General features: G+C 59.2%; 21 protein-coding genes and 2 tRNA genes. 11 read left to right on the plus strand and 12 right to left on the minus strand.

Annotation, left to right across the window (positions count from 1 at the left end; genetic code table 11):
• Positions 1-99: 99 nt before the first annotated feature.
• From ASO19_RS04060 to ASO19_RS04075, 4 genes are all read left to right on the plus strand, one after another.
• Positions 100-1,506, plus strand: a complete 1,407-nt coding sequence (locus ASO19_RS04060) for a leucyl aminopeptidase family protein (RefSeq protein ID WP_103765452.1) — start codon at positions 100-102, stop codon at positions 1,504-1,506.
• Positions 1,507-1,746: 240 nt separating this feature from the next.
• On the plus strand, positions 1,747-2,148 hold the full coding sequence (locus ASO19_RS04065) for a MarR family transcriptional regulator (RefSeq protein ID WP_043561353.1): 402 nt from the start codon (positions 1,747-1,749) through the stop codon (positions 2,146-2,148).
• Positions 2,149-2,152: 4 nt separating this feature from the next.
• A complete protein-coding gene (locus ASO19_RS04070; RefSeq protein WP_249089457.1) occupies positions 2,153-3,307 on the plus strand; it encodes a DegT/DnrJ/EryC1/StrS family aminotransferase in 1,155 nt (384 codons plus the stop codon).
• On the plus strand, positions 3,291-3,707 hold the full coding sequence (locus ASO19_RS04075) for a hypothetical protein (RefSeq protein ID WP_043560501.1): 417 nt from the start codon (positions 3,291-3,293) through the stop codon (positions 3,705-3,707). Before ASO19_RS04070 ends, ASO19_RS04075 begins: the two co-directional genes overlap by 17 nt.
• Positions 3,708-3,720: 13 nt before the next feature.
• Here the strand turns inward: ASO19_RS04075 and ASO19_RS04080 are convergent, their stop codons facing one another.
• A complete protein-coding gene (locus tag ASO19_RS04080) occupies positions 3,721-4,923 on the minus strand; it encodes an AI-2E family transporter (RefSeq protein WP_086431072.1) in 1,203 nt (400 codons plus the stop codon).
• Positions 4,924-4,993: 70 nt separating this feature from the next.
• Positions 4,994-6,910, minus strand: coding sequence for an ABC-F family ATP-binding cassette domain-containing protein (locus tag ASO19_RS04085; protein ID WP_086431071.1), 1,917 nt, complete (start codon positions 6,908-6,910; stop codon positions 4,994-4,996).
• Between the two features lie 112 nt (positions 6,911-7,022).
• Between ASO19_RS04085 and ndk the strand changes: the two genes are divergently transcribed.
• Positions 7,023-7,445, plus strand: coding sequence for a nucleoside-diphosphate kinase (gene ndk, locus ASO19_RS04090; RefSeq protein ID WP_043560494.1), 423 nt, complete (start codon positions 7,023-7,025; stop codon positions 7,443-7,445).
• 96 nt (positions 7,446-7,541) lie between these two features.
• Here the strand turns inward: ndk and purN are convergent, their stop codons facing one another.
• The gene (purN, locus tag ASO19_RS04095) at positions 7,542-8,132 is read right to left on the minus strand and encodes a phosphoribosylglycinamide formyltransferase (protein ID WP_081563055.1); all 591 of its coding nucleotides are present in this window, start codon (positions 8,130-8,132) and stop codon (positions 7,542-7,544) included.
• Positions 8,133-8,139: 7 nt separating this feature from the next.
• Positions 8,140-9,198, minus strand: coding sequence for a phosphoribosylformylglycinamidine cyclo-ligase (gene purM, locus ASO19_RS04100; RefSeq protein WP_043561347.1), 1,059 nt, complete (start codon positions 9,196-9,198; stop codon positions 8,140-8,142).
• Positions 9,199-9,369: 171 nt separating this feature from the next.
• Here purM and ASO19_RS04105 point away from each other — a divergent pair, with 171 nt between their 5' ends.
• The 3 genes from ASO19_RS04105 (at position 9,370) to ASO19_RS04115 (ending at position 13,964) form a co-directional block, all read left to right on the plus strand.
• A complete protein-coding gene (locus ASO19_RS04105) occupies positions 9,370-10,080 on the plus strand; it encodes a DnaA/Hda family protein (RefSeq protein ID WP_086431070.1) in 711 nt (236 codons plus the stop codon).
• A 252-nt stretch (positions 10,081-10,332) separates the two neighbouring features.
• Positions 10,333-12,450 (plus strand): RNA degradosome polyphosphate kinase, encoded by a 2,118-nt coding sequence (locus ASO19_RS04110; RefSeq protein WP_373364569.1) that lies wholly within the window; start codon positions 10,333-10,335, stop codon positions 12,448-12,450.
• Positions 12,451-12,452: 2 nt separating this feature from the next.
• Positions 12,453-13,964 (plus strand): Ppx/GppA family phosphatase, encoded by a 1,512-nt coding sequence (locus tag ASO19_RS04115; RefSeq protein ID WP_103765454.1) that lies wholly within the window; start codon positions 12,453-12,455, stop codon positions 13,962-13,964.
• A gap of 202 nt (positions 13,965-14,166) precedes the next feature.
• Here the strand turns inward: ASO19_RS04115 and ASO19_RS04120 are convergent, their stop codons facing one another.
• The 5 genes from ASO19_RS04120 to ASO19_RS04140 form a co-directional block, all read right to left on the minus strand.
• Positions 14,167-16,839, minus strand: a complete 2,673-nt coding sequence (locus ASO19_RS04120; protein WP_181005195.1) for a DUF4175 family protein — start codon at positions 16,837-16,839, stop codon at positions 14,167-14,169.
• A 5-nt stretch (positions 16,840-16,844) separates the two neighbouring features.
• Positions 16,845-18,167: a diaminopimelate decarboxylase gene (gene lysA / locus ASO19_RS04125; protein WP_103765456.1), complete on the minus strand. Its 1,323-nt coding sequence runs from the start codon at positions 18,165-18,167 to the stop codon at positions 16,845-16,847.
• Between the two features lie 149 nt (positions 18,168-18,316).
• A tRNA-Arg gene (locus ASO19_RS04130) sits at positions 18,317-18,393 on the minus strand.
• A 31-nt stretch (positions 18,394-18,424) separates the two neighbouring features.
• A tRNA-Arg gene (locus tag ASO19_RS04135) sits at positions 18,425-18,501 on the minus strand.
• Positions 18,502-18,599: 98 nt separating this feature from the next.
• Positions 18,600-18,977: a hypothetical protein gene (locus ASO19_RS04140; RefSeq protein ID WP_043560483.1), complete on the minus strand. Its 378-nt coding sequence runs from the start codon at positions 18,975-18,977 to the stop codon at positions 18,600-18,602.
• Between the two features lie 165 nt (positions 18,978-19,142).
• On the opposite strand from ASO19_RS04140, the gene guaA reads away from it, so the two are divergent.
• Positions 19,143-20,738, plus strand: coding sequence for a glutamine-hydrolyzing GMP synthase (gene guaA, locus ASO19_RS04145; protein ID WP_081563461.1), 1,596 nt, complete (start codon positions 19,143-19,145; stop codon positions 20,736-20,738).
• Between the two features lie 48 nt (positions 20,739-20,786).
• Here the strand turns inward: guaA and ASO19_RS04150 are convergent, their stop codons facing one another.
• Entirely contained in the window at positions 20,787-22,538 is a 1,752-nt protein-coding gene (locus ASO19_RS04150; RefSeq protein WP_103765457.1) for an AIPR family protein, read from the minus strand.
• Entirely contained in the window at positions 22,525-22,689 is a 165-nt protein-coding gene (locus tag ASO19_RS09115) for a hypothetical protein (RefSeq protein WP_181005196.1), read from the minus strand. Before ASO19_RS09115 ends, ASO19_RS04150 begins: the two co-directional genes overlap by 14 nt.
• A gap of 186 nt (positions 22,690-22,875) precedes the next feature.
• Between ASO19_RS09115 and ASO19_RS04155 the strand changes: the two genes are divergently transcribed.
• Positions 22,876-23,595 carry an SH3 domain-containing protein gene (locus ASO19_RS04155; protein ID WP_258036074.1) on the plus strand — a complete coding sequence of 240 codons (720 nt, stop codon included), beginning with the start codon at positions 22,876-22,878 and terminating at the stop codon, positions 23,593-23,595.
• A gap of 24 nt (positions 23,596-23,619) precedes the next feature.
• Positions 23,620-24,984 carry a pyruvate kinase gene (gene pyk / locus ASO19_RS04160; protein WP_043560476.1) on the plus strand — a complete coding sequence of 455 codons (1,365 nt, stop codon included), beginning with the start codon at positions 23,620-23,622 and terminating at the stop codon, positions 24,982-24,984.
• A gap of 126 nt (positions 24,985-25,110) precedes the next feature.
• Here pyk and ASO19_RS04165 read toward each other — a convergent pair whose 3' ends face one another.
• A complete protein-coding gene (locus tag ASO19_RS04165; RefSeq protein WP_086431052.1) occupies positions 25,111-26,001 on the minus strand; it encodes a prephenate dehydrogenase/arogenate dehydrogenase family protein in 891 nt (296 codons plus the stop codon).
• Positions 26,002-26,008: the final 7 nt, after the last annotated feature.

The following is a 26,008-nucleotide window of genomic DNA, read 5'->3' on the forward strand; positions in this document are numbered from 1 at the left end:
GGCTGGAATGATCTTGCCTGAATCGGATAAAAGCAAGACATTCCATGCAGTTTTTCAGGAAGGCCAGAGTCACGCTCTGGATGATGGGACGGTATCCATATGTCTGACGCTCCGTTTTTGCCCCTCTGTACCTCTGGCGATGGTGGGGTGGCTCTCCCCCTCCATCTGGTCAAGGCGGGTGATGAGGCGACCCTTGCCCACCTGCTGGGGGAGCATGAGGCCTTCCTGCGGCAGCAGGGCTTCGAGGGGCGTGCGGGGCAGTTCACCTTCCTGCCGGGTGGTTCCGGTGTGGCCGGGGCTGTGTTCTGCGTGGAGGAGGGGCGAGGCCCCATGCCTTATGGTGCCCTGCCTGCCCATCTGAAGGAAGGATACTGGCAGCCGCAGCCTGAAGGGCAGGAGGACGCCGCTCACGACGCCATGCTGGAGGAGCTGGTTCTGGGGTTCTGCCTTGGGGCGTATGATTATTCGCTGAAGCATGAGGGAGGCAAAGACCAGAAGACGGGGCCAAAACTCTGCATTCCGGCCAGCCTCGGGAGAGAGGCCCGGATTCTGGCCCGGGCTGCCTGGCTGGGGCGGGACCTTATCAACATGCCTGCCAATCTCATGGGACCGGCGGAGCTGGCTACTGCTGCCCGCAGGATGCTGGAGGAGCGGAAGGTTGCGGTTGAGCTGGTGGAAGGTGAGGCTCTGGAGAAAGCCTATCCCTGTCTGGCGGCGGTGGGTGCCGGGTCGGACAGACCAGCCGTGGTCGTGATCGGCCGCCGGGATGGCCGGAGCAAGGATGCTCCCCGCCTGTCCCTCGTGGGGAAGGGCGTCTGCTTCGATACGGGCGGGTATGACATCAAGCCCGGCTCCTCCATGGCGAAGATGAAGAAGGACATGGGCGGGGCTGCCCTGATGCTGGCACTGGCCTGTGCCCTGCTGGATGCCGGAACCGACATTGCGCTGGAAATCCGCCTCGGCTGTGTGGAGAACAGCGTCTCCGGCCATGCCATGCGCCCGGGGGACGTGCTGACAACCCGCAGGGGGCTGCGTGTCGAGGTGGGCAACACGGATGCGGAGGGGCGTCTCGTTCTGGCAGACCTTCTGGCGGAGGCTGCCGAGAGCCAGCCTGACGTCCTGCTGGATGCGGCGACGCTGACGGGGGCCGCCCGTGTGGCTCTGGGGCCTGACCTGCCCGCCCTTTTCAGCAATGACGAGGAGCTGGCGGACCATATCCTGACCTCCGGCAGGGAAGCTCACGACCCGCTCTGGCAGCTGCCGCTCTGGGCAGATTATGACGGCTGGATGGACAGCTCCATTGCGGACTGCAACAACCTGTCATCCCGCCCGATGGCCGGGGCGATCACGGCAGCCCTGTTCCTCCAGCGTTTCGTTCCGGAAGGGCAGAGATGGGCGCATGTGGATACCTATGCGTGGAATGACACGGCCCGGCCCGGTCGTCCCGCAGGCGGGGAGGTGCTGGCCCTGAGGGCACTTTTCCGTGCGTTCTCGGAAAGTTTCTGAAAAGAAACAATTTGTAATTTTGTGTGCAGCAACCTGTTTTTTCTTGCCTTTTGCAAGGGAAACGGGTTTTGGAATGGCTGCCTTGCGCTGAGAGTGCTTGTCATTTCGATGTGAAAACGTCACAGAGTGGATAGTAGAATGAAATCCCTATACAGGTGCGTCTGATACCACAGCCGGAAGGCTTGCTGGGCCGGCAGGATGATAGGGTGTGTGAAACCGGGAAACGATGGGGCTTTTGTTATGAGTCGGAATGCTGATAATCGCATGCTTCAGTTGCTGCGTGATACGATCGTTTCCACAGTACGTGGTGAGGGGCCGGATCTTTCTGCCCGTCAGCTGGCTGTGTTTCTGAGCTGCTATCTGGAAGATGGCGCCCACACGGTGCGGGGCCTTGCCCAGTCTCTCAATGTGTCCAAACCAGCTATTACCCGTGCGCTGGACCGATTGAGCGAGCTTGATCTGGCCCGCCGCAAGGTGGACCCGCTGGACCGTCGTTCCATTCTTGTTCAGCGAACCCTGAAAGGCTCGGCCTATTTGCGGGACCTGCGTGGCGTGATGGAAGAAGCCTGCGCTGATGATGTGGTCGTCCGTGCGCCTGTTCTTTCATCCGTGGCGTCTCTCCAGACCCGTCGGGCTGGCTGATTTCTTGTCCGGGCCTGTTTCTTTTCTCGACCTGCCCGCCCAGCAGAGGCGTCTTGGGGCGGCCCTGCGGGAGCGGCTGGATCGGGTTCTGGCTCATTGCCGTTTCGTAATGGGGCCGGAAGTGGCGGAGCTGGAGGAGCGTCTGGCCCGTCATGGTGGTGCCAGACATGCTGTCGGCGTGTCCTCCGGGACGGATGCTCTGCTGATGGTTCTGATGGCGGAGGGCATTGGCCCCGGCATGGCGGTTTTTCTGCCAGCCTTTACCTACACGGCCACTGCGGAGGTGGTGCTTCTGCTGGGGGCGGTGCCAGTTTTTGTGGATGTGGACCCGCATACCTTCCAGATCAGCCTGCCATCTCTGGAGCAGCGTCTGGCGGATGTCCGGCAGGATGGTCGTCTGAAACCTGTAGCCATCATGGGGGTGGATCTGTTCGGGCAGCCAGCCCCATGGGATGAGCTGAACGACCTTGCCACCCGGGAAGGGCTTTTTCTTGTTGCGGACTGCGCCCAGTCTTTTGGCGCTTCTTACAGGGGGCGCCGGCTGGGGCATGAGGCCAGAGCCACGACTTTGTCCTTTTTCCCTTCCAAACCGTTGGGATGTTATGGCGATGGCGGGGCCGTCCTGACGGACGATGACGACAGGGCCGCACTTTATCGCTCTCTGAGAAGCCATGGGGAAGGGTCGCAGCGTTATGACGTGCAGCGCATCGGGCTGAATGCCCGGCTGGACAGTCTTCAGGCAGCTGTTCTGTTGGCCAAGATGGATGTTTTTGATGAGGAGCTGAAGAGGCGTGAGGCTGTGGCCTGTGCTTATGATGCTGGTCTGCCGTCGCTGGTCCGTCCGCCAGCACGGGTGCCGGAAAGCCAGAGCGCTTGGGCTGTCTATTGCGTGACCCTGCCATCCCGTGCCCTGCGGGACAGTCTGCGGGCCCGCCTTGCCGAGGCTGAAATCGCCACGGCCATCTATTATCCCATGCCGTTGCATCAGCAGCCAGCGTACCGGGCGGTGCATGATGGCGTTGCCCTGCCTGTGGCAGAGAGGATAGGAGAGCATGTGCTGGCCCTGCCGATCCATCCTGATCTTTCTGATGAGGCGGTTGCGCATGTGCTGGCTGTGACTGGAACATGGGCGGAGGAGCAGGATGAGCCGCAACAATAAGTTTCTTCTGGTTTTTGCGGTGGCGGTGATCGTGCCGGTCGTGCTGATCTGGACGGTGGCGTGGCCCATTCTGCGCCCCTGGTCCCTGCCGGACATTGCCCGTGGGACAGTGCAGGAAGCTGGAGAAGAGCGGAACCTCATGGCCGATGAGATCACGGCCATGAACCAGTGGCTGCACCAGCACCAGACAGGCTGGGGAATTTCTGGCGAGGTCCCCCCCAAGGATACACCGGCGGAGGCTGTTTATCAGCTTTCCAGTGCCGATGGTCAGGCCGTCATTCTGTCAGCCTGGCACTTCCGGCATGGTGCCGATGTGGTGGGTATCCAGACAAAGGCAGGTGGGGCGTACCGGATGCGTTCTTTCGAACGTGGGACACTCCATCTGCCTGATCTTCCCTGAGGGGGAAAGTCGCTCATTTCTTGGGCGGAGAGGTTGAGCCATCCGTCTCCTTTTTTGTGCTGTCAGATTGTTCCTGCCTGTTTCTGGCCATTTCCAGCTGGGTCAGCTCACTGGTTTCCAGCTGGGTTTTTGTAGCATCCGCCAGTGGTGGAGTCGCCTTGTCAAACACGGCCAGCAGAGCGGCCGTGATGGGGGACGCCAGCACAAGCCCTGGCACACCAAGGATGGAGCCGAAAACACTCTGTGACAGGATGGCCAGAGCAGGCGGCATGTGAACGGCCCGCCGCTGGATGAGGGGGGCCAGGATGTTCCCTTCGCAGAACTGGATGATGCTGTAGAGAATGGCCACGAAGAAAGCCTCTCGTGTGCCGAGGGACAGGCTGATGAGCAGGGCGGGCACAGCCCCCAGGATGGCCCCGATATAGGGTATGAAGTTGCAGAGCCCGGCCACGACACCCAGAGCAAGGGCCAGCGGAATGCCGATCAGATACAGGCCGAGGCCGGAGAAAAGACCGACAGCCAGCATGTCCAGAGCCTGTCCGGCGGTCCATGCCCAGAGAGTGTTGCCTGCACTGTAGAGGAGGTTGCGGGCGGTTTCCCGCTGGTCGGGCGGTACGAGCCGAAGAAAGCCGTTGATGTAGAGGGACGGGGAGACGGCAAAATAGAAGGCTGAAATCAGCACGACAAAGAGCGTACCAACCAGACCGAAAGCGCTGCCCAGCAGGCCGGTGACGGACCCGGCAAGACCAAAGCCAAAGCTGCTGAGGGGGGTTGTTGCATCATTGCCGCCCAGCGAGACGGGCAGGTGGTCCAGCACCATCTGCCCGATGGTTGTCTGGGAGAGATGCTGGTGCATGTCACCGGACTGTGCAACCAGGGCGTTCTTGAGGGCAATGAACTGTTCCCCGATGGCCGGGCCGTTGCTCCAGACCAGAGCCGTCATGATGCCAATGACAGCGAGGGCGACAAGGCTGACAGCAACCGGATAGGGAATGAATTTCATGTGTCGCCGCAGGATGCGGGCCAGCCCGTGCAGAACAATGGCCATCAGCGTAGCAGCAAACAGGACCGCCAGTACCTCGCCCATGAGCCAGATGGCCAGCATGATGAGGGAAAGCCATAACGTCAGGCGAATGATGCCGTAGATACGGTCCAGCGCATTGGCGGGAGTCTGCTGTGCCGCAGGAATGGGAGGGCGGTTGAAGAAAAAAGACATCGGGCGGGGCAGTTCCTGTGAGGGGCGGCGAAGATGACGAAAGAGATAATGTGGCTTATTTCACGGCAGGTCAATTTGTGGCTTTTTCAAGTTCATCCTGCGCTTCCAGCCAGTGCATTTCCGTTTCGTCCTGTTTCTGGCTGACGAGGGCGAGATCGCTGTTCAGCGTGGCAATATCTTCTGCACGGCTGGACTGATAAAGGTCTGGGTCGGCCAGTTTGGCTTCCAGCTGGGCTTTGGCTTTTTCCAGACGTTCCAGCCGTGTTTCCAGATCACGGATCTTGCGGCGGAGTGGAGCGAGCTGGCGGGTCTGCTCCTTGCGCTGGGCACGCTGCTGGTTCCTGTCCGGCTGCGGGATGTCGTCATCCGTATCTTTCCGGGATCGGGCTGCCTGACGCTGGTTTTCCTGCGTGGCCTGTCTGGCCCGTTCGTCCAGCCATGTGCGGTAATCGTCCATGTCGCCGTCAAAAGGCGTGATCGTCCCGTTTTCGGCAATCCAGAGCTGGTCAGCGACAGATTCCACCAGATGGCTGTCATGGCTGATGAGAATGACGGCCCCTTCAAACTCACCGAGGGCACGGATGAGCGCATCACGGGCATCAAGGTCCAGATGGTTGGTCGGTTCGTCCAGCAGCAGCAGATGGGGAGCGTGGCGGGTGGCCAGAGCCAGAAGCAGGCGAGCCTTCTCGCCACCGGAGAGGCTGCTGACAGGGGTTTCCGCCCGTTCTGCATCCAGCCCGAAACGGGCCAGCTGGGCACGGACCTGTGGCGGGGTGGCCTCCTTCAGCGTACGGGCCATGTGCTGGACGGGTGTTTCGTCCAGAACCAGTTCATCCGTCTGATGCTGGGCAAAATAGCCGACCCGCAGGCGGGAGGAGGCCTGTACCTCGCCGGACATGGGAGACAGCTGCCCTGCCAGAAGTTTGGCGAAGGTGGATTTGCCGTGCCCGTTGCGCCCCAGAAGGGCTATCCTGTCCTCACTGTCCAGCCGGAGGGAGAGGCGGCGCAGGATGGCCGTCTCACCATAGCCGACGGACACGTCATCCAGTTTCAGCATGGGGGGTGGCAGGGCACCGGGGGCCGGGAAGGAGAAATGGGTGGGGGTGTCCTCCACCACCGCATCAATCTGCGGGAGGCGGGCCAGAGCCTTCAGGCGGGACTGGGCCTGCTTGGCTTTCGTGGCCTTGGCCCGGAAGCGGGCCACGAAGGCCTCCATCTTCGCCCGCTGGTCCGCCAGCTTTTCGGCCTGCCGGTTCTGCTGGAGCCTCTGTTCCGTGCGTATCTGCACGAAGCGTTCATAGCCGCCGGGGGTGAGAGAGAGTTTTTTCTGGTCCAGATGGGCAATGGCCTGCACGCTGTTGTCCAGCAGCGCACGGTCATGGCTGACGATCAGGGCCGCACCGGGGAAGCGGGCCAGCCAGTTCTCCAGCCAGAGCGTGGCCTCGATGTCCAGATGGTTCGTCGGCTCGTCCAGCAGCAGGAGGTCGGGGGCCAGAAAGAGCGCACTGGCCAGGGCCACACGCATCCGCCATCCGCCCGAGAAATCATTGACGGGACGCTGCTGCGCCGCCTGATCGAACCCCAGACCCGCAAGAATGGTGCTGGCCCGGGCTGGCGCACTGTGGGCATCGATGGCGAGCAGGCGTTCATGCACGTCCGCCAGACGGGTCGGGTCTGTCGTGCTGTCGGCTTCTGCCAGAAGGCGGGTGCGTTCCTCATGGCTGTTCAGGACCGTGTCCAGAAGAGAGAGGTGGCCGGAGGGTGTTTCCTGCTTCACCCGGCCCATCGTGGCACGGCCGGAAAGGGTGATGCTGCCGCCATCGGGAGAGATGTCCCCGGCAATGGCGGCCAGAAGGGTGGATTTTCCTGCCCCGTTATGGCCGATCAGCCCGATGCGCCGCCCGGGTTCGATGGTGAGGGAGGCCTGGTCGAGCAGGGTACGGCCTGCGATGCGCAAGGTAAGATCGGTAATGGAAAGCAGACTCACGCAGGCCCTCGGACGATGAAAATATGAAAAAAGATGCCCCGAACACTACCAGAAACAGGTTTTTTCCTCTAGGGGAGGCTGACTACAGACGTCTATTACTGAGGAGGGTCTTATGGCTCTGGAACGTACACTGTCCATCATCAAGCCTGATGCCACACGTCGCAACCTGACCGGCAAGGTGAATACTGTATTCGAGAATGCAGGCCTGCGCATCGTGGCCCAGAAGCGCATCCAGCTGACAGAGAAGCAGGCTGGTGCTTTCTACGAAGTCCACAAGGACCGCCCCTTCTTTGGTGAGCTGGTGTCCTTCATGTGCTCCGCTCCGGTGGTCGTGCAGGTTCTGGAGGGCGAGAATGCTGTTGCCCACCATCGTGACGTGATGGGTGCCACCAACCCGGCCGAAGCCGCAGAGGGAACCGTCCGCAAGCTTTATGCCCAGAGCATTGGCGAGAATTCCGTTCATGGCTCTGACAGCCTCGAGAATGCAAAGCGTGAGATTTCTTTCTTCTTTGCCGAGACGGAAATCCTGCCCTGATCCCTCTCTGAATGGAGAGCGGCATGGGGCATCGGCCCCTATAAGAAAGGGAGCCGGAGACGGCTCCCTTTTCTGTATCCAGTTGGTGGATCCTGTTCAGGAAATCTGCCGTCCCTCGATGAACCGGCGCAGTGTTTCCGGGTAGAGGCGGTGTTCCTGCTCCAGAACACGGGCTGCCAGAGTGTCAGCATCATCGCCGGGCAGGACGGGGACATGGGCCTGGGCCAGAATGGGGCCTTCATCCACACCATCTGTTACGAGATGGATGGTGCAGCCATGCTCCTTGGCTCCCGCCTTAAGGGCGGCCTCATGCGTATGCAGGCCGGGGAAGGCGGGCAGCAGGCTGGGATGGATGTTGATCATGCGGCCCTGCCACTGCTGGACAAGCCAAGGGGTCAGCACCCGCATGTAGCCTGCAAGGCAGATCAGCTTCGCACCAGAGGCCCGGACGGCCTCGTCCAGTGCCCGCTCATGAGCTTCACGATCCTTGCCGTATTCCTTGTGGGGAATGCAGAGTGTTTTTATTCCAGCCCTGCTGGCCGTTTCCAGCCCGGCCGCATCGGCCCGGTTGCTGAGGACAAGAACGATCTCGGCAGGAAAGTCTGGCCGGGCACAGGCTTCCATCAGGGCGACCATGTTGCTGCCACGACCGCTGATGAAAACGGCGATGGGGGTCTTCTTCACCATTGGTTCCTCAGCCCAGATTCAGCGGGGAGGTGAGGCGGAACGGCGTGCTGCTGCGGACGACACGGCCAATCAGCATGGCTTCTTCATCACGCTGTTCCAGCTCTGCCATGACCTTCTCCGGCTCGCTGGTGACCAGCACCATGCCGATGCCGCAGTTGAAGACCTTCAGCATTTCATCCTCGCTGACAGGTCCCTGTTCGGCAAGCCATGAGAAGATGCCGGGGATCGGCCAGCTCTGCCCGTCCACTTCCACACCCAGCCCCTCAGGCAGGACACGGGGCAGGTTCCCGGGCAGGCCGCCACCGGTGATATGGGCGCAGCCATTGATCAGCTTCTTCTCATGCAGGGCAAGAACGGTGCTGACATAGAGGCGTGTGGGCGTCAGAAAGGCTTCGGCCAGCGTCTGCTTCGGGGAGAAGGGGGCAGGGTCGTTCCAGCTCAGGCCGGAGGCTCCCACGATGTGGCGGACGAGGGAGAAGCCGTTGGAATGGACACCGGAGGATGGCAGGGCGATCAGGCTGTCGCCTTCATGGATGGTGGCGGGCAGCATGGCATCACGTTCCACGGCACCAACGCTGAAGCCTGCAAGGTCGTAATGGCCCTTGCCATAGAGTCCCGGCATTTCAGCCGTTTCACCCCCCACCAGGGCGCAGCCGCTTTCCTTGCAGGCGTTGGCAATGCCCTTGATGATCCGTTCCGCCACGGCGACGGAAAGGCTGCCCGTTGCCATGTAGTCTAGGAAGAAGAGCGGCTGGGCACCCTGCACGATCAGGTCATTGACGCACATGGCCACGAGGTCGATGCCGATCTCATCATGCAGGCCGCTTTCGATGGCGAGCAGGAGCTTCGTGCCCACACCATCCGTGCAGCTGACGAGCACGGGGTCTTTCAGGCCCGCTGCCTTGGGGTCGAACAGGGCACCGAACCCTCCAAGCCCGCCCATGACACCGGGGCGTGTCGTGGCCTTGGCCGCCGGCTTGATGGCATCGACCAAGGCATCTCCGGCTTCGATGTCCACACCGGCTGCGGCGTAACTGGCACTGGGGGAGGAGGATGTCTTGGTCATGGGGGTATGATGTCCCTGCTGGTTGATGCTGGTGCCCTTATAGAGCATCCTGCGTGAAGACGGAATGTGCAGGACTGTCAAATCATTTCGGTTTTGTGAAAGAATGGGAAACCTTCTGCTCCCCGATGACAGGGGCAGGCAGGCTGAGGCAAGGGGGCGGATGAAGCGGGGATGACAGACGCACGGGTACAGCTGGTGTTGGATCTTCAGCAGGACCGTCCTTTCTCGGCGGAACGGTTCATTGCTGGTTCGTCCAATGCGTCGGCGCGTGCATGGCTGGCACGGGCCCGCTGGCCGGAAGGGAGGCTCTGGCTGTGGGGGCCTGCGGGTACAGGCAAAAGCCATCTGCTGCATGTCTGGGCGCAGCAGAATGGGGCTGTGCAGTTCGAGGCTGCGGCACTGTCCTGTGATGCAGATGGGGCCCTGCTGGTGGCGGGGCAGAAGCTGGAGCCGGGCGTAACCCCGTTTGTGATCGACCATCTGGAGGGGCTGGAGCAGAAACAGGAAGTGGCGCTGCTGCATCTGCTCAACCGTGCTCATGCGGCGGGCAGGCGGGTGCTCATGGCATCCCGGCACCCACCGGCACGCCGTTTTTTCCATCTGCCAGACCTTGCGAGTCGGCTCAGGGCGACCATGACAGCGGGGCTGGAAGAGCCAGAGGATGAGTTGCGGGCAACCCTGCTGCTGTCTCTCATGGCTGAGCGGCAGCTTGTCGTGCCACAGTCCGTCACGGACTGGCTCTGGCGTCAGCTGCCCCGGACAGGGGAGGCACTGGTCCGGGCGGTGAACAGACTGGATGATGCTGCCATGAAACGGGGCAGCGCCATCAGTCGTGCTCTGGCCATGGAGGTGCTGGTCGATCTTCTCAAAGAAGAAGACTGATGGAGCCTTGCCTGGTCCGGGGGAAGAAATAAGAGGCGATTTTCTGCCAGATCAGGAACTGTCCAGCCCCAATTGCATTTGTTACCTGCAAGGCTGAAATACTATCTTAATAATTGTCATATTGACGGAACCTCTGTCTTATTGAAGCAATAAAGAAGCGGGATTGTGCCTGCTGACCAGCCAGGTGAGGAGACTGTCATGTCCAACATAGGGAATATGGCGTTTGTTGAGACAAACATGGCGAGTGAAGCCATGACAAAGAAACATCAGACCCGTTTCATCAATCGTGAGCTTGGCTGGCTGGATTTCAACCAGCGTGTTCTGGATGAAGCTGAAAATCCGGCAGCGCCCCTGCTGGAGCGGCTGCGCTTTCTCTCCATCAGTGCGGGCAACATGGATGAATTCTACGCCGTCCGTGTCGCTGGGCTGGTGCACCAGCTGAAGGATGGTTCCGGCAAGAAAAGCCCCGACGGGCTGCCCCTGGCCCAGCAGCTTGAAACGGTACGGCACCAGGCATGGCATCTCCAGGGAGAGCAGCAGCGCATTTGGGGTGACATGCTGAAGGAGCTGCGGGACGAGAATATTCTCATCAGGAATGTTGAGAAGCTCCATCATCACGATCAGGAGTGGCTTTCCAAATATTTTGACAGCCAGCTTTTTCCTGTACTGACGCCGCTGACCCTGAATCCCACCCATCCCCTGCCGTTCATCTTCAGTGGCGGGCAGGCGCTGGTGCTCTGTCTCAAGGACCCGAAGACGGATCATCACATGATGGATGGCATGGTTGTCCTGCCAGAACAGCTGCCTCGTTTCATCCGTCTGCCGGACCAGGATGAAACGATCCGCTTCGTATTGCTGGAGGATGTGATCTCCCGCTTTGCCAAACGTCTGTATCCGGGGCTTCATGCCAGCCGTTCAGGCATGTTGCGCCTTGTGCGTGACCTGGATGTGGAGCTGGAAGAAGATGCTGAAGACCTGCTGAACAGCTTCGAGAAGGCTGTGAAGGAACGGCGGCGTGGGGCCTGCATCCATCTGGAGGTGGATGGTCGCCTGCCCGGGCATCTTATCCGCAAGCTGGGCGTGGCCAAGGATGATGTTGTCCATCTGCCGACCATGGTCGGTGTGGGCGATGTCAAGCAGCTCATCGTGTCCGACCGGCCGGAGCTTCTTTTCAGACCGTATCATCCCAGTATTCCGCAGCGTGTCCTGAAGCATGACGGCGATTATTTTGCCACGATCCGGGAGGCTGACCTTGTCGTCCATCATCCGTATGAGAGTTTTGATACGGTTGTTCATTTCCTCCAGCAGGCAGCACGGGATCCGGATGTCCTGTCCATCAAGCAGTCCATCTACCGGACATCGCATGACAGCCCGATCGTGGATGCGCTGATCGAGGCTGTTGAGGCGGGTAAATCCGTTACGGTAGAGGTGGAGCTGCGGGCCAGGTTTGACGAAGAAGCCAATATCCGTCTTGCCCGGGCACTGGAGACCAGAGGCGTGCAGGTCGTGTATGGTCTGGCGGCTTACAAGACCCATGCCAAGATGATCCTAGTGGTACGGCGTGAAGGCGACCACCTCCAGTCCTATGCCCATTACGGGACGGGCAACTATCATCCCAATACAGCTAAGATCTATACGGACATTTCCTATTTTACCTGTAATCCCGTCCTGGTTGATGACTGTGCCCGGCTCTTCAACTGTATTACCGGCGCTGCGGTGCCGGAGCTTCATGCGGTGGCTTTTTCGCCTCTTACCATTCGCCCGACGCTGGAAAAGCTGGTGCGGGAAGAGATGGAGCATGTCAGCGCCGGACGGCCCGGGCAGATATGGCTGAAGATGAACAGCCTTGTGGACAGGAAGCTGATCGAGCTTCTCTACGAGGCATCACAGGCCGGTGTGAAGATCACCATTGTGGTGAGGGGGATGTGCAGCCTGCGGCCGGGTGTGCCGGGCCTTTCTGAAGGGATTGAGGTACGGTCCATCGTGGGGCGGTATCTGGAGCATGCCCGTGTCTTTGCTTTTGGCAACGGGTGTGAGCTGCCTTCCCGCCAGGCAAAGCTGTACATTGCATCGGCTGACTGGATGAAACGGAACATGGACCGCCGCATTGAGGCCATGGTGCCCATTACGGATACGGAGTCTCATGACCGCATCCTGGGCGAGATCATGGTGGTGAATGTTCATGATACGTTGCAGAGCTGGGTAATGCTGCCTGATGGCCGCTGGAAACGTGTCGAACCCGGCGAATCTCCCCTTTCCGCGCATGAGTATTTTATGGAAAAAGCCTCTGCGTCGGCTAAAGAAGCAGACACTCCAGCGAATCCCCGGCTGGACTCCGAGGATGGGGAAGTGCCTGCGAAGGAGGCGTAAGAATGGTGTATACGGCAGCGCAGTGGGGGGGACGGGAGTCCCGCCGGGCTGCAATCGTGGACCTGGGCTCCAACTCCGTGCGGATGGTGGTCTATGAGGGGGTTGCCCGCAATCCCGTTCCCATCTTCAACGAAAAGGCCACTCTGCGTCTTGGTGCAGGGCTGGAGGCCACAGGGATGCTGAGCGAGGAAGGCATCAACCGCGCGTTGGAGGTCCTTGCCCGTTATCAGGCCATTGGTCAGGCCATGAAAGTGGAACCGTTCGATGTTCTCGCCACGGCTGCCGTGAGGGATGCCCATAATGGGGCTGACTTTGTGAAAGCGGCCAAAGCCCGTATGCCGGAAGCCCGCTTCCGTGTGCTGAATGGAGAGGAAGAAGCGGATTATTCCGCCGCAGGGGTGCTGTGTGCCCTGCCGGATGCTGATGGTGTGGTGGCCGATATTGGAGGGGGCTCGCTGGAGCTGATCCGTGTCAGGAACGGGGCCTATTTCGAGGCTGGGACGACACCGCTTGGAGTGATCCGGTTGCGGGAGCGTTCGCAGGAGGACTTGGGAGAGGCCAGCAAGATTGCCAGAAAGACGCTGGCAGATGTCTCATGGCTGGCAACGGCGGCCGGCAAGCCTCTTTATCTGGTGGGTGGGGCCTTCCGGGCGCTGGCCCGCCTGCATGTGGCTCGTATGGAGTATCCTCTGAACATGGTCCATCTCTTCCGGCTCAGCCGGTCAGAGGCAGAGGAAATGGCAGGCTGGGTCATCGGGGCCAGCCGCAAGCAGATGGAAAAGATCGGCAACGTCCCACGCAAGCGGATGGTGGATGCGCCATTTGCAGCCCAGGTTCTGCTCGCCCTGCTGGCCCAGACGGGTGCGCAGGAGGTCGTTTTCAGTGCGGAGGGTCTGCGGGAAGGCTGGTACATGCGTGAGGTTGCCTCCTCTGTCGCTGAGGAAGACCCTATGGAGGCTCTGGCTCGGGAGATGGCAGGGCGGCTTGGCCGTAATGCCTCCTTGGCCGAGCCTCTTATCACATGGGTGTCTCCTGTCTTCCTGACCGGACTGGACTGGGTAGAAGATTCTTTTCTGGCAGCACAGCTCCGGCTGGCCTGTACCATCTCCGATATCGGGTCATATGACCATCCGCAATATCGGGCAGAGCAGACCTATCGACGGGTCCTGTACTGTCATGGTGTTGGTTTTTCCCATGAATCGCGGGCCTTTCTGGCCCTCGTGCTGGCCGTGCGGTACGAGATCAACAGGGATGATCCCGTTCTGGAGCCGTCCCGCCGTCTGCTGAGCAAGGGACGCTACGAGGCGGCCGTGCAGCTCGGGCTGGTGCTGCGTCTGGTCTATACATTATGTGCTGGGACAGAGGTTCTTCTGGAAAGAACACACCTGGCCATGAAGGATGACAAGCTGGTGCTCAGCCTGCATGGCAGTCGACTGCGTTCTGGTGGCAGCGCCATTTCCCGTCAGCTGGAACGCCTGGCCGAGGCACTGGGGATGAAACCGTCCCTGCGCTGACAGGCGGCTGTTTTCTGTACAAAGAGCCAGCATCCCCGATAGGATGGCTGGCTCTTTTTTAATCTGACATGATCTTGCGGGCCTGGTCCTATTCCCAGACGTTTTGTCGTCCTTCAGGGGGGCATGTCAGACGGTTCAGCTTTTTCTCCATTCCACCCGATATGACGGGTTTCTGCAGGCTGGCTCCCGCCATCTGACAGGGTCAGTGCGACTGACGGAGGGGGGCAAGAAGCCGGTTGAGATAATCCAGCTCACTCTGGGGGCGGGTGCGGTCAGAGGCACGACGTTGCAGTTCACGCTCGATGTCATGGGCACGGTTGCGTTCATGGTCCGGGATGTGGGCATCAGAGTCCGGACTGTCATCCAGTTTCCGGCCCAGCGGGTCCTGATTCTCCGGCTGTTTTTCCTCATCATCATGTGTGTCCTCATCCTGCCCGCTGTTCGGGTCGTCATCGGGGGAGGCAGAGGGGGTGCCGTTCTGCTCATCTGGCGATGAGGAGGCAGAAGGAGGAGGAATGAAGCCAAGATGCCCCTTGCTTTCCTGACTGGATGCAGACTGGTTCCGGCTCATCTCATGACGGGACTGTGACAGATCATTCAGGACGGTCTGGATGTTCTTCACGCTTTCTTCGTCCTGACGGTTGGCGAGGCTCTTCAGGACAGCTCCCATATCTTTTTCCGCTTTTAGCAGATTGGACATTTTTTTCTTTGTCAGGGTTTCCCCACGATGGTTGAGCGTGCCGGCCAGAAGGCGCAGGGCATATTGGGTTGCATGGTCCTTTTGCCGTTCATCAGCATGGAGGAGAACGGCCTCCTGATCCAACTGTGATGTTGTGGAAGAACTGTCTGTTGAGGCGGAAACCATGCCAAGCTGGCTGAGCAGTTCGGCTGTGGACATCTGGGAGACATCCTTGTGCTGGGTGTCCTGATCATCCGTTTTGGGGCGCTCTGAGGCAAGACGTTTCTGGGCGTGGTTCAGAAGGTCGGTTTCCTGCCGTATCAGATCCCGCAGGGCGAGGCGCTGGGTACGGGCTTCAGCCTGCGCCTGCATGGAGGCGGCCAGCGACTGCATGTCTGGCAGGGTCGCCTGCCGGAGCTGTTCGGCAGGTTCCACCATATTGCGCAGGTGCTCCAAAGCCTGTTCTGTCCGTCCGGCCAACGCATCAGACTGGACCTGCCCGGCAAGGCGGATCCAGGGCATTCCCCGGCCACCGGGCATGGGCATGACGAGGCCGCTTTGGCTGGCTTTCTGGAAAATGAAGGCCATGTGGCCGTCCAGAGCAGTTTTCAGGCTTTCCAGTTCGTCATGCAGCGCCTGCTGTTCAGCTGGAGGCGGGGGAGCGGGATGCTGCCCGAGAGCGAGAAGATGCAGGCGTATCCCGTTCTGCAAGGCCCGTACATGAAGCATGGAGGCCGCAATGGCCTGCCCGGATTGTGAACGGTCTTCCGCATAAAGGGCTGTGAACCAGAGCTGTTCAGTCAGGGCCTGGAGGGGCAGGCCTGTCGTTGCCTGCCGCTGTAGCAGGGCGAGTGGCAGGCTGAGATCAGCCGGAAGAGGCAGGTCTGTCAGAAGGGCCAGCAGGTGGGCTGCCTGTGCTTCTGTTGTGCGCTCGAGAACAAGAGCCAATCGCAGGTCCAGCAGTGCGCGGCTCAGTGGATCGTGAAAGGAACGGTGCCCCAGGCGGAAGGTCTGGAGTTTGGAGCAGCGTTCTTTGCCAGAGCTGCTGCGGGCGCAGAGCTGCCCGGCAACTTCCAGCCCGGCGAAGGGGCTGTCGGAGAGGTCGAGCCGGGTGGTGCCCGTGGCTTTGGTCGGCTGTTTTTCCAGCGGCAGGGGAATGGTCAGACCATGAGCAGGGTCCGGCGTGTGCGCTGGTGGAATGATGGGGTGCAGTCTGGCCTCCAGGGAAGCGACACCATGGGGCTGGCTGACTGACCATGGAAAGCTGGTATACCAGTCCTGCGATATGGCACCGGCTTTGGCGGTCCATTGAATGTCTGGCGGTGTGTCGGCACTGACATGAAGCTGCCAGCGCCCCAGCCTGCGGCCCCGGACAGAAAGACTTATGGTGCCGCTCTTTCGCAGGGTTCCTTCAATCTGCCAGCTTCCTTTCTCCCGGGATGTCTGGCTGTGCTCGACAGTACCATGCAGGGCGGGGCGTCCTGATGTGGCGTCCAGCACGGCGTGGAGCCGTGCTCCTTCCGGTAGTGAGAGGGCGGGACTGTGTGCCGTCAGGAAAATGGGTGGGCCGGGTGAATAGGCGGGCTGGTCGATCCATGCCTGCATGGCAGGGAGCGGTGCGGCGTCATCATCCATGCCGGGGATGAAGCCAGCCTTCAGTCTCAGCCCGGCCTGTGGTCCCGCCAGCCCCCCAAGGACGAACAGGCAGAGTACGACAAGAGCGGTTGTCAGCCTGCCTGCCCAGTGTGGAAAGAGCCGTGGAAGACGCAGGCTGAGAGAGTCGAACGAGTCCAGAAGCCGTTGCCGGTGGATGGTCCAGAGCTGCCCTTCCCGGCGTATGTCTTCCTCGGAGAGGCCTTCAGGCAGAGCGGGGCGGTCTGTCAGGGCTGCCAAGGGCGGAAAGGCAAGCCCGGAATCGCTGGCGATACGCTGATCCACCTGTGCAGCGGAGGGACGGGGCAGGCGGTGGAGGCGCCGGGCTGCCAAGAACAGCACACTTCCGAAGGAGGAGACTTCCAGCAGGAGGTGCAGGCTGTCAGGCAGGGATTGTGGGAGATGAAGCAGGGCCGCACAGCCCCACAGGCCAGCAAGCAGCAGGGGCCAGCGGGCATGATGCCAGCACTGTTCCAGCCGGAGCCGACGGTAGGCCTGCCGCTGGATGTGGGCAAACCGGGGAGGGAGGGGTGTGGGCTTCACGGGGGTCAGGGGCGGGCCAGCCAGTCGGGGACGGCTTCCTGTACCAGCAGCTCTTCAAGTGTCTGGCGTCTGCGGATGATGGCTTTCCGGTCGCCTTCAATCATGACCTGCGCAGCAAGGGGGCGTGAATTGTAGGTGGAGCTCATGACTGTGCCATAGGCTCCGGCATCCAGCAGAGCAACCAGATCTCCTTTCTTCAAAGGGGGCAGGGAACGCTGGCGGGCAAAGATGTCGCTGCTCTCACAGATGGGACCGACCACATCTACGCACTCTTCGGTGGTGGTGTCCGGTTCGTTCAGGGGGAGGATGCCATGCCAGGAATCATACATGGCTGGGCGGACGAGGTCATTCATGCCAGCATCAATGATGACGAAACGGCGGGCAGCGTCCTTCACGTCGATCACACGGGCCAGAAGAACCCCGGCGGGTGCCGCCAGCCAGCGGCCGGGCTCGACATGCAGCTGCACATCCAGGTCTCCCAGCGTCTCGGCAATGACATCAGCCAGCATGGCGGGGGGAGGTGCCTGCTCGTTCCGGTAGGCGATACCAAGGCCGCCGCCGCAGTCAATGTCGCTGACATGCAGCCCATCTTCCCGCAGGGTGCGGACGAGTGCGGCAATTCGCTCATAGCCTTTGCGGAAGGGAGCTGCCGTCACCATCTGGCTGCCGAGATGAACGGCAAGACCGACCAGCTCCACACCGGGCATGTCTGTCTGTGCCTTCCGGTAGAGGGCCGGGATGGCGTCATGGGCAATGCCGAATTTGTCTTCGGCACGCCCTGTCGTGATCTTGCTGTGTGTCTGGGCGTCAATATCGGGATTGACCCGGAAGGCGATGCGGGCCCGCTGCTGCATGTTTTGTGCCAGAGCGTTGATCCGGTGCAGTTCTTCCACACTTTCGACATTGATCTGACCGATCTGATGATGAATCGCCAGCTCCAGCTCGTCATCCGTCTTGCCGATTCCTGAGAAGACGATGTCACGGGCCCTGATGCCCGCCGCAAGAGCCCGACGCAGTTCTCCACCGCTGACGACATCAGCCCCGAAGCCACAATGTGCCAGAACGGTCAGGCAGGCCTGATGATCCTGTGCCTTGACGGCAAAGTGGCAATGGATGGGCAGATTGCGGGCCCTGAATGCATCCTGAAGGGCATGAGCACGCTGGCGTAGCGTATCGGCGCTGATGACCCAGCAGGGTGTTCCGTGCTCTCTGGCAATATCCGTGAGAGAGGTGCCATCCATGACCAGCCCCTGTCTGCCTTCGTAGGACAGGTTGGGGTGGTTGTTCAGGAGGGTCTGGAATGTCGGGTCGGGATGTGTCGAAGTCATGACCGCATGATTACAGACCAGCAGCCAAAATGGGAAGGTGTAACCCGCAGGAAACAGGGGCGCAGCCGCAGACAGTACGGAACACCCTGACGCTCTTCCCAAGCAGCTATGGAAGCGCTTCAATCATGTATTCTGGATGAGGAGATATGTGGTGCACCCGAGAGGACTCGAACCTCTAACCCCCAGATTCGTAGTCTGGTGCTCTATCCAATTGAGCTACGGGTGCAGACCTCGGAAGACCCGAGTATATGATGACATGGTGCACCCGAGAGGACTCGAACCTCTAACCCCCAGATTCGTAGTCTGGTGCTCTATCCAATTGAGCTACGGGTGCGCCGTGTTGAGGAGGCTTCTATCCGGTCTGGGGCAGCGGTGCAACCCCACTGGAGAAGTTTTTTTAAATATTTTCCAGTGGGATGTTCCCGGCGTTTTTCAGCGGCGAATCAGCGAAACATGGGCACGGCAGCGTGGTGACGTGTAGGTCCCACCGATGGCCGTACCAACCGGATAGCCGTTGAATGTCTGCCTGTAGGGGGTATCGTTCATTCCCTTGTCGGTCAGTTCGGCCAGGTAGTGCTGCTGGCCTTTTTCATAGGTGCCCCGGAGAGTGGATGTATTCATGCCGGGGTTGAAAACGACCTCATGCCCACGGATGCGAAGGGAGGATATGTCCCTGGTCGGGCAGATTCCCTGCTCGGTAACGAGCTTGCCCGTCCACAGGCCATAGGGGTCGGAAGCCGGGTCGGGAAGGGAGGAGCAGGCCCCCAGAGTGCAGAGGCTGACCAGACAGGTGAGAAAAGCGGGACGCATTGCGCAGTTCCTGAAAAACATGTTCGAGTAATGTGAGCCGCCGCGGAAATCTTTGCCGGAAGGTAAAAACCGGTGGAGAATAAGGATGACGTTGGCGGTCGATCGTCCTATAGAGACTAGCACGAATTGAGCATTGTGCCATATCCAGCAGGCGAGGCCCGGAACTTGACGCAGAAAAACGCAGACACCCTTCAGCAGCTTGATGAAACCCTCCATGAAGACCGTATCCTGATTCTGGATTTCGGCAGCCAGGTGACCCAGCTGATTGCCCGCCGCGTGCGGGAAAGCGGGGTGTATTGTGAGATCTGGCCGTTCACTTCCCCGCTGGAGAAAATCCGTGAGTTCAACCCGCGGGGCATCATCCTGTCCGGCAGCCCGGCCAGCGTGCATGACGACAATGCGCCGACCCTGCCGGAAGGGCTGCTGGAGCTGAAGCGCCCCATTCTGGGTATCTGCTACGGCCAGCAGGTTCTCTGCCATACGCTGGGCGGGCGTGTGGAAACCCATGACCACCGTGAATTTGGCCGTGCCTATATTGATGTCGCCGAGGAATGTGCGCTGTTCCACGGTCTCTGGGCACAGGGTGGGCGTGAGCAGGTCTGGATGAGTCACGGTGACCGTGTGGCGGCCCTGCCGCCGGGCTTCAGGGCCGTGGCCTATTCCGAGGGGGCACCGTTTGCCATCATCGCCAATGAAGAACGCCGCATCTATGGCGTGCAGTTCCACCCGGAGGTGGTGCATACGCCACATGGGGCGGAGCTGATCCGCAACTTCACGCATGGCGTGGCAGGCTGCTCCGGCACGTGGACGATGGCCGGTTTCCGTGATCTGGAAATTGCCCGCATCCGCAAGCAGGTGGGTGATGGCAAGGTGATCTGTGGTCTCTCCGGCGGGGTGGACAGCTCCGTGGCGGCCAAGCTGATCCATGATGCCATCGGGGACCAGCTGACCTGCATCTTTGTCGATCCGGGCATCCTGCGTGCCGGTGAGGCTGACGAGGTGGTGAAGACCTTCCGTGACCGTTTCAACATCCATCTGGTCCATCGTGATGCCTCCGACCTGTTCCTTGGCGAGCTGGCCGGAGTGACGGACCCGGAGGTGAAGCGCAAGACCATTGGCCGCCTCTTCATTGAGGTCTTCGAGCAGGAAGCGGCCAAGCTGGGCGGGGCGCAATTCCTGGCGCAGGGCACGCTGTATCCGGATGTGATCGAGAGTGTCAGTTTCAATGGCGGGCCGTCCGTGACCATCAAGTCACACCATAATGTGGGCGGTCTGCCGGAACGGATGAACATGGAGCTGGTCGAGCCGCTGCGTGAACTCTTCAAGGATGAGGTCCGTGCGCTGGGTCGTGAGATCGGCGTGCCGGAGCATATTGTCGGGCGGCATCCCTTCCCGGGGCCGGGGCTGGCCATCCGTATTCCCGGTGACATCACACGGGAGAAGCTGGACCTCCTGCGGAAGGTGGACAGCATCTATCTGGAGGAAATCCGCAAGGCTGGCCTGTATGATGAGATCTGGCAGGCTTTTGCGGTTCTCCTGCCTGTCCGCACAGTGGGCGTGATGGGTGATGACCGTACCTACGATCAGGCCTGCGCCCTGCGTGCCGTCACCAGCACGGACGGCATGACCGCCGAGGTCTATCCCTTCACTTTCGAGTTCCTCAACCGTGTTGCCGGCCGCATCGTGAACGAGGTGCGTGGCATCAACCGTGTCACCTACGACATTACCTCCAAGCCACCGGGCACGATCGAGTGGGAGTGAGGTTTTTTACGGGGCCATAACACAGTGGCCCCGTAATGTGCAGGATTATTATCCAATGTGAACAAATGAAGAAAATTCTTCGTAAGTACTTTTGTTTTGACTCCGTGTCGAGTTAACCATGCGTCGGAACGTGACACAAGCCTCTTTGATTGATTCTGCTGATCTTAAACCACCTTTTAAGGCGTCTGTTAGATTGGGACAAAAGGGGATGGTGGGTTCTAGAATAAGTCTCCAGATTTCTTCGGCTTTTTTGGGGGAGGTTTTTACGCCGAAGCTAATTCGGAATTTGTTGGGTATTTTCTGATCCAGAATCGTTTCTAAACAACCACTGACTGCGGATGCAAGAAGATGGATTGAGCCTCTCTCTCTAAAGTATTTAAGTACTTCTTCATCGGCCTCTACAAGCTCTTCTTCTTTTGCTTTATTTTGCAAGTTTTGTTTATAGTTTTCTAGACTCTTAATAAGAGTGTAGGCGCAGACAATATGGTCAGCGGAAGTTTTATCATTAAAAAATGTGCTATATAAATTATCCGAAACCCATATATCTGTCTTTTTATGGTATGCTACTTCAGGTTTATTATGGAAACTGGCCAAAGCTTGTCCTACGGTTGGTGAGCGAAGAAGATTGGGATTCCTTTTTATTACTTCTGATCCGCTGCCGCGCCTTCCTCCATTGTATTCAGCTTCTGGTATTTTTTTGAACTCCTCTTTGAGTCTCTTTTGTATGGAGTCTGTACTTCTAAAATCAGAGGCCTCGACAGTGTTTTGGCTATTGTTGTATTTAATTATGTCACGTATAATGTTTGATGTATTTCCCCCTGTTCTGTTTTTAACAAAACGGATTTGAACCCAAGCCTCTTGGGAAGGTGGTTCCTTCAAAGAACCGATTGCTCCTGTTGTTTGGGCTCCATTTACAATCGAGAGGCCAGAAACTACTATATTATTCCCATCTATACGGAAATTGTTTGTTAATACGGTCAGTCCGTTATTGAAAGCCCAAAAATCTTCAGGGTTTCTTTTTATAGTATTTATAATGCCTTGGTTTATATTCGACTCGCTTCTGCGCGATCCTAAGTAATCTCTCACATTTGCAGAAAACATGTTGGTTGTATATTTTTTGTATAATCTATGGAGTTCAGACGCTTGAATAGCCGTAGAGAAAGATTCCCAAGAGGGGCCGCTCATTGAATATCCCTCGCATACCTTTAAGCATATTTCTTCTTCCAGTAGAATGGGTGAGGATGTTGCTTTATAAAGTTCATGTATTTTATTTTTTCCAACTTCGGATACATCGACATTTATATCATTTATTTTGTATAAATCATTTAATATGGCTCTTGCTGTACTCTCTACAACTCCGAGTTCATCTTTTACATTTTGAGATTCTGGCAGGTTATGGGTATACCAAATGTGGAATCTCTCAATATCGTTGTTTTTAAGTGCCGTCCTGAGTTCATTGGCCGCTGGCCTTAGTCTTTCAGGAACTTTATCGATGTGTTCCCCTAGAAGCCAGCCGAGTGCAGTGTTTAAATCTCCAGCTTTCTTGGCTGGTGCAGCACTTTTGGCTGTTTGGGCTTGATAACATTGCATGAGGATAGCATACTTGCCCTCCAAGTTAACATGTACGATATCACAGTTTTTATCATCGGGGCCGTCTACAAGGGAATCAGCGGCCAGAGTATCAAGGTCATCAAGACCAAAGCGCAACGAAAGTGCAAATAGACCTAAGCCGTTATCCCCGTACTTATGTAAATCGTCTCTCGCAGCGTAGGCGGTTTCCCAGCTTTTATTGGAGGGCATAAATTTGCTCCTGCTCCTGCTCCTGCTCCTGATTGTTTAAGATTGGTAATTTTCCTCTATCTGGTTGAAGAAAATTTTGACCTTTTTTAAGGTTAGCGTTTTTTTGAAAGAAGTTGCCACGCTTTTCTGGCAGGGCAGGGTTGCTGTACATGAGCGGATTTTTTGGACATGAGAGGGGGAATACGGCTTGCCCAAATGGCTGTCCCTTGGCAGGGATAAAGGGATGAGAGTACCTGTTTCATTTTCCTGTAGGCTGCCTGTGCAGGGGGCGTTACCGATTGTGGTGATGGCCCTGTTTGCAGCTTGTCCCGCCCGTGGGGCGGAGGGAGAGCAGGCTATGTCTCATGCTTCCCATCATCATGGTAAGGGGCATGAAAAGCACCACGCCGCCGTGCATGAGCCAGCCCATGCGGCAAAAGCGCATGGGCGTGTCCACCATGGGCGCACTACCCCTCACAAGGTCGCTCTTGCGGCTCCGACGACGCAGCCAGCTCCGCCTCCTGTTCCCGACAATGTCGGTACGGAGACAAAGCTGCCACTGCCCCGCTATGCCGCCATGCGGGCGGACCGTGTTTACATGCGGCGTGGTCCCGGTGAGCGGTATCCGATCGACTGGGTCTATCATCGCCGTGGATATCCGGTGCTGATCGAGCGGGAATTCGGGGTCTGGCGTCTTGTGGAGGACCAGGATGGCCAGAAGGGCTGGGTACATCAGGTGACGCTGCATGGCAGCCGTTCCTTTATCATACCCGGTTCCGTGTCCTATGATGGGGATGCGTCTAAAGTTTCGACCACGGGTCATGCTGATTCCCGCATTGTGGCATACGTGCCGGCGGGGGAGGTGGCACGGGGCCAGAATCATGACGTCCCTCTGATGAGTTCGGACAAGCCGGACCGGACCGTCGTCGCCCTGCTGGAGCCGGGGGCGATCGGAAAGATCAAGGCCTGTCCACAGGGCTCATCATGGTGTCATGTCACAGTCAGGGGCTATGACGGGTGGATCGAACGCCGCCTGTTATGGGGGGTGCAACCCGGTGAAATCATTCAGCCTGACTGAACAAATGAAAAGTCGAGGAATGTTATGACAGCCAACATCCATCATCGCCGCACTCGGATTGTTGCGACCCTCGGGCCGGCATCAGAAACCGCTGAGCAGATTCTCCATCTTGCCAAGACCGGTGTGAATGTTTTCCGCCTGAACTTCTCCCACGGTGCCCATGATGAGCACGCCGCCCGTCACAAGGCCGTGCGTGAGGCCGAAGCCAAGCTGGGCCGCCCTCTGGCCGTCCTGGCCGACTTCCAGGGGCCGAAGCTGCGTGTTGGCGTGTTCAAGGATGGCCCGGTCCAGCTGAAGGTCGGCCAGAAATTCACGCTGGATCTGGACAAGACCCCCGGCGATGCCAACCGTGTCAACCTGCCGCACCCGGAGATCATCGCCGCTGTTGATGTCGGTCACCGCCTCCTGCTGGATGACGGCAAGCTGGCTCTGCGCGTCACGAAGAAGCACAAGGAAGCGCTGGAGACGGAAGTTCTCGTGGGGGGCAAGCTCTCCGAGCGCAAAGGTGTGAACGTTCCTGACGTTGCCCTGCCGATCCCGGCCCTGACAGAGAAGGATCACAAGGATCTCCAGTTCGCCCTCTCCATTGGTGTGGATCTGATCGCTCTGTCCTTCGTCCAGCGTCCGGAAGACATTCAGGAAGCCCGTGACATCGTCAAGGGCCGTGCATGGATCGTCACCAAGCTGGAGAAGCCGCAGGCTGTTGAGTGCCTCGATGAGATCATCCGTCTCTCCGATGCGCTGATGGTGGCCCGTGGCGACCTGGGTGTCGAGCTGCCGGCCGAGGATGTTCCGGTCATCCAGAAGCGTGCCATCACCGAGGCCCGTCGTCAGGGACGTCCGGTCATCGTGGCAACGCAGATGATGGAAAGCATGATCAGCAGCCCGGTGGCGACCCGTGCGGAAGTTTCCGACGTGGCCAATGCTGTTTACGACGGTGCTGATGCTGTCATGCTCTCCGCTGAGAGTGCTGCCGGTTCCTTCGGGCCTGAAGCCGTGGCCACGATGGCCCGTGTCACTGCCCGTGTGGAGCAGGACCCGGAATGGCGTGCCCGCATGGACCGCATGCGCCCGGTCTCCGAGCACACGATCCAGGGTGCACAGGCCAAGTCAGCCTTTGATGTGGCCCGCAACGCCCGTGCAGCCGCTCTGGCCGTGCATACGGAGAATGGCCGCAGTGCCGTGCTGGTTTCCCGGGAGCGTCCGCATGAGCCGGTCGTGGCCCTGACGAACGAGACGACCTCCCGCCGCCTGTGCGTGGTCTGGGGCGTGTTCCCGAAGGTTGTTTCCAGCAAGGATGATGTGAAGGCCGTTGGCGAGTTCGCCAAGGGTGGTGAGCATGTCGTCCTGCTCGACAGCTCCAAGAACCTGCGCATCGTCAAGGTCTGATCCTTCGCTGATGCGTTGTCTGCATCCCTGGAGGCTTCGGCCTTCAGGGACGCAGGGAGAAAAGAAGGAGCCCGGCAGACTGATCACCTGCCGGGCTCCTTTTGCATGGGGGTGAAGAAGAAACGGTCAGGCCTGCTTGTTCTCGATCAACCCCTGCCGGATACGGCGTCCACGCCTGATGCGCTCCGTGATGGCCTCGGAATCGCCATTACGTATGGCCTCGACCATGAGGTGGGCATCCTTCTCGAAACGCTCGAACGTGGCGAGCAGAACATCCCTGTTCGTCAGGAAGATGTCCCGCCACATGGTCGGGTCGGACGCAGCAATGCGGGTGAAGTCCCGAAAGCCCGAAGCGGCATATTCCAGCACATCGGCCCGGAGGTCGGCGGAAAGACGGTCCGCAGTATCGCATATGGTGAAGGCCAGAAGATGCGGGAGATGGCTGACCATGGCGCATATCTGGTCATGATACTGGTCGGTAATCTGTCGGGTGCGGGCTCCACAGCGCTGCCAGAACGTTTCCATTGTGGTGATGGCTTCAGAGGGTGTTCCCGCAGGGGGGACGAGCAGGGTCCAGCGATTCTCGAACAGGGTGGCGAACCCGGCATCTGGGCCGGAATATTCCGTACCAGCCATGGGGTGAGCCGGAACATAGCTGACATTTTCTGGCAGCAGAGCGCTGATGTCCGGCCCCAATGTGCTGCGGACGGAGGCGACGTCACTGAGGATGCTCCCGGGCCTCATGTGGGGAAGGATGGCCGCAGCGACCGGCCGGATGGCCCCCGTGGGAATGCAGAGGATGACAGCATCGGATTTTGCGGCTGCCTCTGTCAGGGAGGCTGTGACTTCATCCGCCAGGTCCAGCTCTCTTGCCCGCTGGAGAACAGCCGGGGCGCTGTCGGCTGTGATGAGGCGGCGGGCAAGGGTGCCTGTCTGTCGGGCACGGCGGAGGATGGAAGAGCCGATCAGCCCCGGGCCGATGATGGTCAGGGTGTCAAAGAGGGGGGCATCAGCCATGGAGATA

Source organism: Parasaccharibacter apium (genome assembly GCF_002917995.1).
In the GTDB taxonomy this organism is placed as follows: domain Bacteria; phylum Pseudomonadota; class Alphaproteobacteria; order Acetobacterales; family Acetobacteraceae; genus Bombella; species Bombella apis.